Genomic DNA, 12,928 nt, shown 5'->3' on the forward strand with positions numbered 1-12,928 from the left:
GGCGCTCACAGCTTGGGACTACGGTAGATGACATCGGATTGCAGGACCACCATCGCACGCCCGTCGGTATTGGTGCGTGCGGTGATGCGGAACAGCGGTCCGCGATTGGTGGTCTCCGACCCCGGGATGACGCCGGTGGTCTCCATGGCAGTGGTGTTTTCGCCCAGATACTCGATCCAATACTGGGTTGCCACGCCACGGAGGGTGGGGCCCGCGCGCCACCCCGCGGCGGATTCCGCGGTGTAGGAAGGGCAGATACCATCGCTCGCGCAGTCGGCGGCGGTAGGCACCGTGGTGCGCCATTTGGGCGCTGCTGCCAAGTTGGCCCGAGCAGTTGCAAGCGCGTTCTCCACCGCCTGCGTAGCCAAGCTGCGGTCGCGTAGATTGGCGCTCATGCGCTCCTGCATCGCGGAGCTGCGCAGCACCGCCACGCCAAGCACCGACATCACCACCAGCAACAACAGGACTACGAGCAGCGAGATGCCCCGTTGCCGCCGGTTGCCCCGAAAAGACTGGACGTTCTTCATAGACTGCGATTCCTGATACTGGCGGTAGAAGCCACGTTTCGGTTCACGATGTCGTTCTCACCAGGGGCTTTGGAGGGCATCACCGCCCGCATGGGCATGAACATGCGCACGGCATCCACCGACTGGAAATCCGTGGGCGCAGCGACATACACCGCGGGGTTGCCGTTGGCCGCCTGGTGGTAGGTCACGTCCAGCCGCTGCACCCCCTCAGCCACTTCCTGGTCACCGCCGCCATTGCGGTTGACGTACAGCGAATTGCCGGTGGCGCCGCCGTTGGCCTTCACATGCCAGCGGTTATTACGGAAGCGCGCGATGGAGATGCTGGCCGGATCGCCATATTCGGTAAGCGCCGGGTCGAACTCCAATGCTGCCGTAAACGTAACGGTTTGCCCGGCAATCGAGGCGATCTGGGCAAACCCGGTCATGGCCGCATTGCACACCATGACGCGGTCACCCACCTTGAAAATGTCACTCGCCTGGGGCGCGCTTTCCACCAACGTGACCGCGGACGCGGACGCCGTTTTCACCCGGTACGACAGGTCATCCGCCGACACCGTGGTGAGCTCGGTTGCGCTGCCGGAAAGGGGGGTCTTGAATGACGTGCTCATCGCGTCCAACCCCAGCACCGAAGCTTCTGCGGAGCAGGCGGAACTTCCGGTGGACCGCACATCCTTGGAGAGCAATTCGTAGGCCACGCGCGCGTTTTCCTGCACACGGTTCTGTCCATCGCTGGCATTGAACGTGCGCAGATTGGACTGGAACACGGCGACAGCCGCACCCAGCACAAGAAGACCCAGCACCATGGCAACCATCAATTCGATCAGACCGAAGCCTGCTTGCTTTCCCCTGCTCATATGCGCGCCTCCGTCACCACCGTCCGGGTTTGAGCCCCCCCTGCGCGGCGGTCATCCCACTGGACGGTGACGGTATACACGCCACCTGCCTGGGTGATGCTGCCGCAGGTGGTGGTGTCGCCAGCGCCCGTGCCGATGGTGGCCTTGAGCTGCGTCACCCAGTTATTGAGATCGTTTGATGCGAGCGAGCCGCCAGCAGCAGGCACCGTTGCGCAAGCGGCGGTGCCATTGAAGACATAGGCCGCCGCATTCAGCCGGTTGGCGCGCATCGCCTCGATAATGGAGTTTGCGGCCATCACCGCTTGGCTGCTTTCCAATGAGCCTTGCCCACCGCGCAGGGCCAATGCCTGCATGGAGGCCACACCCAGCATGCCCACCGCCAGCACCACCACGGCAACGAGGACTTCGATCAAGCTCATGCCGCGGATGTGCCGGGGGAGAGATTTCAATTGGGTGGGGGTTTTCATGAACAGGTCACCTTTTTCACCGAGATCACACCACTGATCTGCACACATACATAGCGCGAGTGCCCGGCCACCGAGACTTGGAGTTGCTGCGCGCTGTCCGCGACGCCAGAGGCCCGGAACTGTATCCCGGCCGCCGCCCCAGAAACTTGCACGCTGCCCGGCATGGAAATCTCACGCACCAGTTCCGTGGTGGCGGCATTGGCCGGATCCTGCCAATACACCACCATCCGGCTTGCGGAAGCGGCGCAGCTGGTTCCGGACGCGGAAGCACAGGCGATGATGCGCTGGTTGCGCTTCAAGGCCTCCGACCGGGCTAGTTGCAGCGCCCCGGTCACCTCTTCCGACGCCCCGCGAACCCGACTGTTGTTGATCATGTCGGTCATGGCAGGCACGGCGACGACCGCGATGATGCCCAGGACCGCGACGGTCACCATCAGCTCCACCAAGGTGAAGCCGCGCGAGCCGCGGTGCAGCGGGTGTGGGTACAGGTGTGACAACGTGGCGCCCCTCCCAGTTTGGCGAGTCAACCTTATCCATCGTGCCACGGGGTTGCCAGTCAGGACCGACGGGCGGGCACTCGCCGGGGGCAGGCGGTGGGTGGCCGCACCCCTTAGCCAGGTCAGCCCCCCCATTGTCGCCTCTGCTACCCTGAGGAAAAGCCGCCGACCCGCCTTGAACGCCTCCCCGGATCCCCTTGCCGCGCTCTGGCGCCCGCCCGCCCTTCTCGGCGTGATGCTGGGTGGCGAGGCATTGGCGGCAATCCTTGCCCTGGCCCCCGCCGAGAGCAGCGAGCGCCTGGTGCAGTTCGGGCTGGCCTCACTGGGCATCCAGTGGGTGGCCTTGGGCACGCTCTGCGCACTGTATCTCCTGCGCAACCGCCTCGGCCGACTGCCACCGATGACGTTGGCCTGGGTCTGCCTAGGCTTGTTCCTGGCAATGAGCCTGCTGGTGTCGATGGCGGCCTGGAGCGTGCTGGCCGTGGGCGGACTCGGTGACGGCAGCCGCCAGGCCTTCGTCCTGCGCACGCTGGCGATCGCGCTGGTGGTGGGCCTGATCGGTCTGGTCAGCTATCAGAACTACTGGCGTTCACGACGGCTGGCAGTGCGCGCCAAGCAGCTGGAGCTGGAAGCACTGCAGGCGCGGATCCGCCCGCACTTCCTGTTCAACACGCTCAATACCGGCGCGGCGCTGGTGCATGCGCGACCGGACGAGGCGGAGCGCGTGCTGCTGGATCTGGCCGACCTGTTCCGAAGCGCACTGCGCGGCCCGCAGCTGATCCCGCTGGCGGAAGAACTGGCGTTGACCCGCCGCTACCTGGAAATCGAAGCCCTGCGCTTCGGGCCGCGCTTGCAGCTGACCTGGGATTTGCCGGAAACGTTGCCGGAAGTGCCGGTGCCCTCGCTGTCGATCCAGCCGCTGGCGGAGAACGCGATCCGCCACGGCATAGAGCGCCTGCCCTCGGGCGGCCGGCTGGAGGTCGCAGTCCGTCCGGGCGAGGACGCGATCGAAATCGTCATCACCAACGACCTGCCCGCAGTCGAAAGCAGCCACAAGGGCCACGCGATCGGACTCGCCTCGGCGCGCGAGCGGGTGCAGGCGATGACCGGGGGACGCGGGCGGATCGATGCCTCGGTGGAGGACGGGCGGTACGTGGCGCGGATGCACCTGCCCGCTTGAACCACCCTCACGCTTGGCAAGGACGGCGGCCGCACCGGGGGACCGCCGTCGGAAATCGGCACCACGTGCCGCAACGCAGTCGTCAGGCAACCACGCGGTAACAGGGTTTGTACTCGCCCGAGATCTTCATCCGGCGCTGCTCCACGAACGCGCGCAGCAGCGCGTCCAGCGCGAGCATGATGTCCGGATCACCGTGGATCTCGAACGGCCCATGCGCTTCGATCCGGCGCATGCCATCTTCCTTGACGTTACCGGCGACGATGCCAGAGAACGCGCGGCGCAGGTCGGCCGCCAGTTCATGCGGCTTGCGCCCGTGGTGGAGGTCCAGCCCCGCCATCAGCTCGTGGGTGGGCACGAACGGCTGCTGGAACTCCAGCGGCACATCGATGCCCCAGTTGAAGAAGAAGGAATCCTTCTGCGCGATGCGCTGTTCCTTGACCTTGCGGATGCCCATGTCCATGCGCTTGGCCACGCGCGCGGGATCGGCCACGATGATTTCGTAGAGCCGGGCCGCATCGTCGCCCAGCGTCAGGCGGATGAACCTGTCGATCTGCTCGAAGTACGGCGCGGCGCCGGTGGGCCCGGTCAGGATCAGCGGGAAGCGCAGGTGCGCGTTTTCCTCGCGCAGCAGGATCCCGAGCAGGTACAGGATTTCCTCGGCCGTGCCGACACCGCCGGGGAACACCACGATGCCGTGGCCCATGCGGACGAAGGCCTCGAGGCGCTTCTCGATGTCCGGCATGATCACCAGGTGGTTGACGATGGGGTTGGGCGACTCGGCGGCGATGATGCCCGGCTCGGTGACGCCGATGTAGCGTGTGCGGCGGCGACGCTGCTTGGCATGGGCGATGGTGGCGCCCTTCATCGGCCCCTTCATCGCGCCCGGGCCGCAGCCGGTGCAGATGTCCATCCCGCGCAGGCCCAGCTCGTAGCCCACCTGCTTGGTGTACTTGTATTCCTCCTGCCCGATCGAGTGGCCGCCCCAGCACACCACCAGGTTGGGATCTGCAGGATGCAGCACGCGCGCATTGCGCAGCAGCCGGAACACCGCATCGGTGATGCCTGAGGAGGTGTTCAGCTCCTCGTCGCCGTTGAGGTCGATGGCGGTGAACGCGAGATCGCGCACCACAGCGAACAGCAGTTCGGCCACGCCCGCGATGATCTGGTCGTCGACGAAGGCCATCGCCGGGGCATTGGTGAGCTCGATGCGCACCCCGCGGTCCTGCTGGCGCACCTGGATGTCGAAGTCGGGATACAGCTCCTGCGCAGCGCGCGGATCGTCCGAGGCGCTGCCGGAAGTCAGCACCGCCAGCGCGCAGCGGCGCAACAGGTCGTGCAGGCCACCGGCGGACGCATCGCGCAGGCGCGCGACTTCCTCGCGCGACAGCACGTCCAGCGCGCCACGCGGATAGATGTGCGTGGAGACGGTAGGGAGAGTGGGGGTAAAGGGGATGGCCGCGCCCTGCGGCAAGGTGGTGGTCGTATCGTTCATGCAGCCAGTCTAGCGCGCGGCTGCGGATCCGGTCAGGGGGCAGCGACGATGCGGCGCCCAGCCTGCGCACGCCCCCGCCAAAAGCAAACGGCCGGGTTGCCCCGGCCGTTTGATCTGCAACAGCCGATTGCTATCAGAACTGGTAGCGAACGGTCAGCAACGCCTGCCAGCGCGAAATCACGCGGGACGGATTGGCGTAGGAGTCGTAGACGCCGAACTCCTGCCACGCCGGCGAAGCGGCGGTGCCGAGGTCGTAGACATACTTGCCGTTGGTGACGCCACTGACGTAGGCGAGGCGACGGGTCCCGAAGAAGCCCAGGCCATCCTGCTGCCCCCAGTCCTTGTTGACCATGTTCAGGAAGTTGTAGATGTCCAGGCGGACGACGACCTTGTTGCCCTTGAAGAAGCCGGGCAGCTCCTGCTGGAAGCCGACGTCGAGCTGGTTGATCCACGGCTGGTGCGAGGAATTGCGCTCGGCGATCTGGCCGCGACGCGAGCTCAGGTACGGATCGCTGTCGATGAAGGCCTGGAAGGCCTGGATCTGCGCGGCGGTCGTGCCGGCCTTGTACGACACGATCGGGTCGTTGGCCAGCGGGATGTAGGCCAGGTCGACGTTGTTGATGCTGTCGCCGTTCACGTCGGTACCGAACGTCCAGCTGTACGGCAGGCCATTGCGGCCGTTGTAGTACATAGAGACGGTGGTCTTGTAATCACCGAAGAACGCATGCTCCCAGCTCATCGACGCCTTCACCGACAGGGGCACGTCGAATCGCGCCGTCGACTCGATGGAGTCGTTCGGATTCACGCGGGCCACGTAGTTGTAGTTCGAGATGGCGCGCGAAGCGGTACCCGGCGTGACGTCGGTGCTGTGCGTCTGGGTGATGCTGAAGTTGCCGCGGAACCCGTTGGACAGGGCCTTCGTCAGCGAGAAGGTGATCGAATCCGACTTGCCCTTGTTGGTGTTGGTCAGCAGCGTGGACTGGTAATCGAGTTCGCGGAACGAACCATTGTTCTTGCTGCTGCCATAACCCGCCGTCCAGTACGAATCACGCCCGTCCGGCAGCGTGCCGTTCGGCGTGCCGATGTTCGGCAGCTTGTAGTCGATGGCGTTCTTGGACTTGATGTGCTGGTACTCGATGCTTCCGGTCAGGCCCCACCAAGGCAGTTCGGCATCGAAGCCCAGCGCGAACTTCCAGGCGCCCGGCATCTTGAAGTCCGGATCAAGCACGTCGATCGTGCAGCGCGCATTGGTGGCGCACACGCCGGCCTGGACGTTGGTCGGACCCGGCTGGTTGGCCGGATCGGGGTTGAACGGGTCGGCGACCGGATTGGTGCCGTTGTAGCCCTTCGGCGAGACCACGCCGTTGTTCGCATACGGGTTGGTCAGCCACACGTAGGGCGCGACCGTCTGGAACAGGCCGACGCCGCCACGCAGCTGCATCTGGCGCTCGCTGTCGAAGGTGTAATTGAAGGCGAAGCGCGGTTCGAACACCTTGTTCTTCGAGCCCAGCGTACTGGCGCTGGTGTAACCGAAGCGGCTCTCCCACACCGGCGCGCCCGGCGTGGCGCCCGGGGCCGTGTTGGTGGCGCTCTGCAGCGCAACCGGCGGCGCGTGGTCTGCCTTCGGCAGGTTGACGCGCACGCCGAACACCAGCGACAGGTTATCGGTGGCCTGCCAGGTATCCTGCAGGAACGGGCTGACCTGGGTGTACTTCCAGGTACCGGCGCTGTCGGCGAGGCTCACGCCCGCCGGCAGGTAGTTCTTGGTGAAGAAGCCGTAGTTCTTGGCAAGGATCTCGTCGACGGGCGTGCCGTTGCCGTTCTTGTCGTAGAACCCGTAGGAACCGTTCAGCAGCGAGCCGAACACGTTGCCCACTTCGTTGCTCAGGAAGTCGACGCCACCCTTGATGACGTGGTCGCCGGCGTAATAGGTGCCGGACAACGTGCCGCTGATGCGCTTGCTGGCAATCGAGTTCTCGTGGCGGAAACGGTCTTCGCCGCCAATCACCCACGGCGCCCTGCTGTTCTGGGGCGTGGCGTTGCAGTCGGCGGCCACCGCGGTGAAGCAGGCGAAGACCTCGGGCTGGTTGACGGCCGCGCCGTTGTTCACGTTGTACTTCTGGTAACCGATCTTCAGCTCCGTGCTGAAGTTCTCGGTCCAGTCGCTGAACAGCTGGACGGAATAGTTGTCCGTCTTGTTGGCGCTGGTGTACCAGTTGCTGGGCAGGATGGCGCTGATGTCACGCACGTACGAGCTGTACGGGGTCGGCCGGGTTTCTTCGGTGCGCTGGAAGGTGAAGCTGGCGCGCTGGCTGTCGTTGATGTTCCAGTCCAGCTTGGCCAGGGTGCGCTTGTTCTTCAGCGACACCGCGCCAGCGTCGCCGTAGGTGCCCGCGTCGATGCCGATGGCATCAAACGCACTCGCGACGTCGTTGACCTGCTGGGAAGTCAGCTTGCCGCTGCTGACCGCGTCGGTGCCGACGCCGGCAAGGCCGCTGATTTCCTGTTCCTCGTAGGAGCCGAAGAAGAACAGCCGGTCCTTGATGATCGGGCCGCCGAAGGTGGCACCCTTGGTTTCGTTCTTGTCGAAGCCCTTGTAGGCCGGACCACCGAGGCGGCCCACCATGCTACTGGCATCGGTCAGGGTGTAGTACACCGACCCGCGGAAATCGTTGGTGCCCGACTTGGTGACCGCATTGATGTTCGCGCCGACGGAATCGGAGGTCACGTCGAACTCGGTGACCTTGATGTCATAGGCGGCGATGGTGTCGGGGGAAATCGGCGAGCCGGTGAAGCCCAGGCCGTTGGCGTTCAGGCCGAACGGGTCGTTCACCGACAGGCCATCGACGCTGATCGTGTTGTAGCGGTTGTTCTGGCCGGCCACGGAGATCGAACCGTCGTTCTGGTCGGTTACGGTGACGCGCGGATCCAGACGGGCGATGTCGTCCAGCGAACGGTTGCCGCTCACCGCGGTCTCCAGCTGGCGGCCGCTGATGGATGTGCCCATGCCCTTGTTGTTCGCGTCGAACAGGTAGTCGCCGGCATTGCCGATCACCTGCACGGTCTCGATGTTGGTGATCGCCGCGCCCAGGGTCGCGTTGACGGTGCTCACCTGGTTGAGCGTCAGGTAGACGTTTTCCTCGGTCTTGCTGCCCTCGCCCGCCTTGTTGACGACGATGGTGTACGGGCCGCCCACGCGCAGGCCACGGGCGTTGTAGCGGCCGCTGGCATCGGTGGTGGCACGGCTGACCGTGCCCGACTCGACGTGGGTGATGATGATTTCGGCGCCCGCAACGGGCTGGCCGCCGGCCGAGACGACTTGGCCACCGACGCCGGCGGAGGTGCTCTGGGCGAAAACGGGAGCCGCAGCGAGCGCGACCATCAGGCCCAGCGACAGCTTGGAGAGCCGGGCGCGGTTCGGATGCTTCATGGTATGACCTCTGAGGATGGAGAAATGACGACGGGCTATGAACGGCAACTGCCGGCACGCCCGTCATGCGACGGTTGTCGGCATTTTCGTGGGGCTCCCGCCGCCGTACCATGGCGCACGGGATTACCAAAGTTTAACACGGTAGCCAGACCGCATGACCGCGCCATGACAGCGGCGTGACCGGCTGCCACCGGTGGACGGAAGCTCAGGCGGCTGCGTGCAGGTAGGAGGCGAGGCCGTCCAGCAGCATCTGTACGGAGATCGCCACGATCACCATGCCCATCAGGCGCTCGACTGCGGTCAGCACGCGCGTTCCCAGCAGCTTCTTGAGCCATGTGGCGGAAAACAGGATGGCAGCGGTTGCGCCCCAGGCCAGCACCAGCGCCAGCATCCAGTCGCCCATCCGGTCGGGCTCCTGGCTGCCCAGCAGCATCACCGCGGCCATGCCGGAGGGGCCGGCGATCATCGGGATCGCCAGCGGCACGATGAAGGGCTCCCCGCCCGGCACGTCCCCCATCACCCCGTCGGCGGTCGGGAAGATCATCCGCAGGCCGATCAGGAACAGCACGATGCCGCCGGCGATGGAAACCGACTCCTGCCGCAGGTGCATCAGTTCCAGCGCGTACTGGCCGCCCCACAGGAACAGCATCAGCACCACCAGCGCGATCAGCAGCTCGCGCGCCAGCACCTTGCGCTGGCGGGCCGGCGGCAAGTCCTTGAGCACGCTCAGGAACACCGGGATGTTGCCCAGCGGATCGAGGATGAAGAACAGCAGCAGGGCGGCGGCGGCGACGGTCATCGGCGGATTCTCGCACGCAGGCGATGGCAGGGATATTGCGTGGAGGACGGCGATGCGCCCCGGTGGAACCATTCGACCACGGAGCCGGCGGGCGCCGGCTCCATGTGGGTACCGACGGCGCGACTATCGCGACGAGACGTCGCGGATCGTGCCCCGCCAGGCCGCACCTGCAGGCGACAGCAACTCCACGCAGGCGCCAGCGTAGTCCGCGGCCGGACGCGCCTTCAGGTCGGCGTTCGCCTGGTAGGCCTTGGCACGCAGGTTGGTGCGCATCGGGCCGGGTTGCAGACCGCTGATGCGTGGGCCGTGCTCACCCAGTTCGGCCTGCAGCATGCGGACCAATGCCGCCTGTCCGGCCTGGGCGATGCCGTAGCCGCCCCAGAATGCGCCGCCGCTGCGGGCCGGGTCATCCAGCACGAACACCGCCGCGCCGGCTTCCGATTTCGCCAGCAGCGGCAGGCAGGCCTGGGTGAGCCACCAGCGCGCGGTCAGGTCGACGTGGATCGCGCGGGCGAAGTCGGCCGGGTCGGTGTGGGACAACGGCGTCAGCCCCCTGAACTCGGCGGCGCAATGCAGCAGCCCGTCGAGGCGACCGAACTCCCCGTCGATGGCCTGGCCCAGCTGGTCGAAGTCGTCGGGCGACGCGCCTTCCAGGTCCAGCGGATACAGGATCGGCTCCGGGCCGACCGCTTTCACCGCGTCATACAGGCGGTTGAGCGGCGCCAGCTTGCGGCCGAGCAGCACCAGCGTGGCGCCGGCTTTCGCGCAGGCGACTGCCGCAGCCGACCCCAGTCCGCCGGCCGCGCCCGCGACCAGGACGATGCGGCCATCCAGGGCCTGGTCCTGCGATACGTCCACCATGCTCAGGCCTTCCGCGCGTCGGCGACCAGGCGCGCCAGTTCGCCGGACTCGGCCAGCTCCACGGTGATGTCGCAGCCGCCGATCAGTTCGCCGTTGATGAAAAGCTGCGGGAACGTCGGCCAGTCGGAAAACCGCGGCAGGTTGGCGCGGATCTCGGGTTCTTCCAGCACGTTGACGGTGTGCAGGTCGGTGGCGCCCGCGGCCTTCAACGCCTGCACCGCGCGGCTGGAAAAACCGCACATCGGGAACAGCGCGGTGCCCTTCATGAACAACACGATGGGATGGGCTTCAAGCTCGGCGCGGATGCGCTCTTCCACGGACGACATTGGCAAAACTCCTGCAACGGTGTGGCCCGCGCGCTTCATCGCGCGGCAACGGACGAGGGGGATACAATCGCTAATTGTAATTGTTCGCGCGGCCCCGGCCGCATCCCCATCCGTCATGCACCAGGAGCTTTCCGTGGCCATCGAACTGCCCGCCCTGCCCTACGACCGCACCGCCCTCGAGCCGCACATCTCCGCCGAGACGATCGACTTCCACTATGGCAAGCACCACCAGGCCTACGTGACCAACCTCAACAACATGATCGCGGGCACCGAGTTCGCCGACATGGCGCTGGAGGAGATCATCAGCAAGTCGCAGGGCGGCATGTTCAACAACGCCGCGCAGGTGTGGAACCACACGTTCTACTGGAACTGCCTGAAGCCGGCCGGCGGCGGCGCGCCGGAAGGCAAGCTGGCCGACGCCATCAATGCCGCGTTCGGCAGCTTCGAGGCTTTCAAGGAAGCCTTCACCAAGACCGCCATCGGCACCTTCGGCTCCGGCTGGGCGTGGCTGGTGCAGCGCCCGGACGGCGCGCTGGCGCTGGTGAGTACGCCGAACGCAGCCACGCCGCTGACCGGCGAAGACACCCCGCTGCTGACCTGCGACGTGTGGGAGCACGCCTACTACATCGACTACCGCAACGCCCGCCCGAAGTACGTGGAGGCGTTCTGGAACCTAGTGAACTGGGACTTCGCCGCGGCGCAGATGAAGTAAGCCGCGCCACGCGCGACACGCGAACGGCCGGGGCGACCCGGCCGTTTTCATTTGCCAGCCCGGGCCTCAGGCCAGCGGGGGACGTTCGCCCAGTTCGCGCATGCGCAGGACCAAGCCGATGCTGTAGTACAGGGTGTATGCCACCAGTGCGGCGGCGATCGCCATGGTCAGCACGCTGGGCTGCTGCTGCGCGCCCTGCATGCCGCCGCCTTGGGTGAAGCGCCAGATCATGCGCACGGCCAGCGCCAGCGTCAGCAGGCCGCCCACCCATGGACTCGGTATGTAGGTGCGCACGCCATTGCGCCACTCGGCATGGGTGTGGCGCAAGCCCACCCAGCCCAGCAGGACGCCCACTGCCGCGCCGCCCGCCATCGGCAGCAGCGCATGCGGGACGAAGGCGGCGGCCACCGCCAGCAGCAGCGCTACCAGCGTGATTAGCACCAAGCGTAACCAGGTGCGCTTCGGCTTCCACGCCTGCGGCCCGAAATTGCGCCGCACGCGCCTGTACAGCACCCAGCCGACGAGCACCGGCATCGCGTAGGGCAGCATCTGGCTGGGTTGCAGGATCATCGGCATTCGCGGGCGCGGGTTTGCCCGCATCCTGACACGGATTGCCGCGATCCCGCAGCGCCCGGCGCAGCGCTCAGCCGAGGCGTTCGATGACCGGCACGACCTGCGACCGACGATCCAGCGCATCGCCGACGCGCCGCAGCGCCTCGGCCAGCTCCTGCCGCGAGTCGGCGCGCAGCGTCGCGTGCCCGACCTTGCGCCCTTCGCGCGACGCCTTGCCGTAGTCGTGCCAGTGCCCACCGGCTTCGCGCAACACCGGTTCCGGATCCGGCATCTCGCCCAGCCAGTTGAGCATGCAGGCGTAGCCGACCATGCGGGTATCGCCGAGTGGCATTCCCAGCACCGCGCGCAGATGGTTCTGGAACTGGCTGGTCTCGCTGCCTTCGATGGTCCAATGCCCGGAGTTGTGCACGCGCGGCGCCATCTCGTTGGCCAGTAACTCGCCGTCACGGCAGAACAGCTCCAGCGCGAATACACCCACGTAGTCCAGCGCTTCCGCCAGCTTGCGCGCGTGCGACAGCGCGGTGGCGCGCAATGCGTCATCGACCTGCGCCGGGGCGAGACTGGCGGACAGCACGCCGTCGACGTGCCAGTTCTCGGTCAGCGGCCAGGCACGGAATTCACCGTCGCGACCACGCACCGCGACCACCGACAGCTCGTGCTGGAAGGCGACGAAACCCTCGAGGATCAATCCCACCCGTGCCGCCTGCGCGCCGAGTGCGTCCCACGCGGCATCGACGTCGCCCGGCGACTTGATGCGGAACTGGCCCTTGCCGTCGTAGCCCAGCCGGCGGGTCTTGAGAATGCAGGGGGTGCCGATTTCCGCCACCGCCGCCTGCAACTGCTCGCGGGTGTCGATGGCTGCAAACGGCGGCACGGGGATGCCCTGCTCGCGGAACAGGGTCTTCTCGGCCAGCCGATCCTGCGCCGTCGCCAGCGCGCGTGGGTTCGGGAATACCGGCACCCGCGCGGTCAGCCACTGCGCCGATTCCGCCGGTACGTTCTCGAAATCGAAGGTCGCCACGTCCACCCGGGCCGCGAATTCCGTCAGCGCGGACTGGTCGTTGTAGTCGCCCACCACCATCGGCGCGAACTGGCCGGCGCAGGCGTCGCCCACAGTGTCCAGCACCAGGAAGCGCAGCCCCAGCGGCGCGCCGGACAGCGCCATCATGCGCGCCAGCTGGCCGCCACCAAGGATGCCGACGGTGGTCAA

13 protein-coding genes are annotated in these 12,928 nt (G+C 66.4%); 2 read left to right on the plus strand and 11 right to left on the minus strand.

What is annotated here, in order from left to right:
- Positions 1-5: 5 nt before the first annotated feature.
- From ICG51_RS02410 to ICG51_RS02425, 4 genes are read right to left on the minus strand one after another with little or no spacing between them, the layout of a single operon-like run.
- Complete coding sequence (locus tag ICG51_RS02410; protein ID WP_190281481.1) at positions 6-527, minus strand: PilX N-terminal domain-containing pilus assembly protein; 522 nt, start codon at positions 525-527, stop codon at positions 6-8.
- Positions 524-1,381, minus strand: coding sequence for a prepilin-type N-terminal cleavage/methylation domain-containing protein (locus tag ICG51_RS02415; RefSeq protein WP_190281482.1), 858 nt, complete (start codon positions 1,379-1,381; stop codon positions 524-526). Before ICG51_RS02415 ends, ICG51_RS02410 begins: the two co-directional genes overlap by 4 nt.
- Positions 1,378-1,848 carry a type IV pilus modification protein PilV gene (pilV, locus tag ICG51_RS02420; protein ID WP_223809498.1) on the minus strand — a complete coding sequence of 157 codons (471 nt, stop codon included), beginning with the start codon at positions 1,846-1,848 and terminating at the stop codon, positions 1,378-1,380. Before pilV ends, ICG51_RS02415 begins: the two co-directional genes overlap by 4 nt.
- Positions 1,845-2,345, minus strand: coding sequence for a GspH/FimT family pseudopilin (locus ICG51_RS02425; protein ID WP_190281483.1), 501 nt, complete (start codon positions 2,343-2,345; stop codon positions 1,845-1,847). Before ICG51_RS02425 ends, pilV begins: the two co-directional genes overlap by 4 nt.
- A gap of 175 nt (positions 2,346-2,520) precedes the next feature.
- On the opposite strand from ICG51_RS02425, the gene ICG51_RS02430 reads away from it, so the two are divergent.
- Positions 2,521-3,525: a histidine kinase gene (locus tag ICG51_RS02430; RefSeq protein WP_223809499.1), complete on the plus strand. Its 1,005-nt coding sequence runs from the start codon at positions 2,521-2,523 to the stop codon at positions 3,523-3,525.
- A gap of 82 nt (positions 3,526-3,607) precedes the next feature.
- On the opposite strand, the gene ppnN is transcribed toward ICG51_RS02430, so the two are convergent.
- From ppnN to grxD, 5 genes are all read right to left on the minus strand, one after another.
- Entirely contained in the window at positions 3,608-5,017 is a 1,410-nt protein-coding gene (gene ppnN, locus ICG51_RS02435) for a nucleotide 5'-monophosphate nucleosidase PpnN (RefSeq protein ID WP_190281484.1), read from the minus strand.
- A 133-nt stretch (positions 5,018-5,150) separates the two neighbouring features.
- Complete coding sequence (locus ICG51_RS02440; RefSeq protein WP_223809500.1) at positions 5,151-8,447, minus strand: TonB-dependent receptor; 3,297 nt, start codon at positions 8,445-8,447, stop codon at positions 5,151-5,153.
- A 205-nt stretch (positions 8,448-8,652) separates the two neighbouring features.
- Positions 8,653-9,246, minus strand: coding sequence for a YhgN family NAAT transporter (locus ICG51_RS02445; protein ID WP_190281485.1), 594 nt, complete (start codon positions 9,244-9,246; stop codon positions 8,653-8,655).
- Between the two features lie 123 nt (positions 9,247-9,369).
- Positions 9,370-10,107 (minus strand): SDR family NAD(P)-dependent oxidoreductase, encoded by a 738-nt coding sequence (locus ICG51_RS02450; protein ID WP_190281486.1) that lies wholly within the window; start codon positions 10,105-10,107, stop codon positions 9,370-9,372.
- A gap of 2 nt (positions 10,108-10,109) precedes the next feature.
- A complete protein-coding gene (gene grxD / locus ICG51_RS02455) occupies positions 10,110-10,433 on the minus strand; it encodes a Grx4 family monothiol glutaredoxin (RefSeq protein WP_038052992.1) in 324 nt (107 codons plus the stop codon).
- 133 nt (positions 10,434-10,566) lie between these two features.
- Between grxD and ICG51_RS02460 the strand changes: the two genes are divergently transcribed.
- Positions 10,567-11,145, plus strand: coding sequence for a Fe-Mn family superoxide dismutase (locus ICG51_RS02460; RefSeq protein WP_190281487.1), 579 nt, complete (start codon positions 10,567-10,569; stop codon positions 11,143-11,145).
- Between the two features lie 66 nt (positions 11,146-11,211).
- Here ICG51_RS02460 and ICG51_RS02465 read toward each other — a convergent pair whose 3' ends face one another.
- Both ICG51_RS02465 and ICG51_RS02470 read right to left on the minus strand, forming a co-directional pair.
- Entirely contained in the window at positions 11,212-11,715 is a 504-nt protein-coding gene (locus tag ICG51_RS02465; protein ID WP_190281488.1) for a hypothetical protein, read from the minus strand.
- Positions 11,716-11,788: 73 nt separating this feature from the next.
- Positions 11,789-12,928 carry a 5-(carboxyamino)imidazole ribonucleotide synthase gene (locus ICG51_RS02470; protein ID WP_190282320.1) on the minus strand — a complete coding sequence of 380 codons (1,140 nt, stop codon included), beginning with the start codon at positions 12,926-12,928 and terminating at the stop codon, positions 11,789-11,791.

Origin of the sequence: Thermomonas sp. XSG, from assembly GCF_014678725.1 — a bacterium.
Lineage (GTDB): Bacteria > Pseudomonadota > Gammaproteobacteria > Xanthomonadales > Xanthomonadaceae > Thermomonas.

What these genes read in the sequence shown, in the direction of transcription:
- ICG51_RS02410 (WP_190281481.1), bottom strand. Translation starts at nt 527, where the DNA reads ATGAAGAACGTCCAGTCTTTTCGGGGCAACCGGCGGCAACGGGGCATC.
- ICG51_RS02415 (WP_190281482.1), bottom strand. Translation starts at nt 1,381, where the DNA reads ATGAGCAGGGGAAAGCAAGCAGGCTTCGGTCTGATCGAATTGATGGTT.
- pilV (WP_223809498.1), bottom strand. Translation starts at nt 1,848, where the DNA reads ATGAAAACCCCCACCCAATTGAAATCTCTCCCCCGGCACATCCGCGGC.
- ppnN (WP_190281484.1), bottom strand. Translation starts at nt 5,017, where the DNA reads ATGAACGATACGACCACCACCTTGCCGCAGGGCGCGGCCATCCCCTTT.
- ICG51_RS02440 (WP_223809500.1), bottom strand. Translation starts at nt 8,447, where the DNA reads ATGAAGCATCCGAACCGCGCCCGGCTCTCCAAGCTGTCGCTGGGCCTG.
- ICG51_RS02445 (WP_190281485.1), bottom strand. Translation starts at nt 9,246, where the DNA reads ATGACCGTCGCCGCCGCCGCCCTGCTGCTGTTCTTCATCCTCGATCCG.
- ICG51_RS02450 (WP_190281486.1), bottom strand. Translation starts at nt 10,107, where the DNA reads ATGGTGGACGTATCGCAGGACCAGGCCCTGGATGGCCGCATCGTCCTG.
- grxD (WP_038052992.1), bottom strand. Translation starts at nt 10,433, where the DNA reads ATGTCGTCCGTGGAAGAGCGCATCCGCGCCGAGCTTGAAGCCCATCCC.
- ICG51_RS02465 (WP_190281488.1), bottom strand. Translation starts at nt 11,715, where the DNA reads ATGATCCTGCAACCCAGCCAGATGCTGCCCTACGCGATGCCGGTGCTC.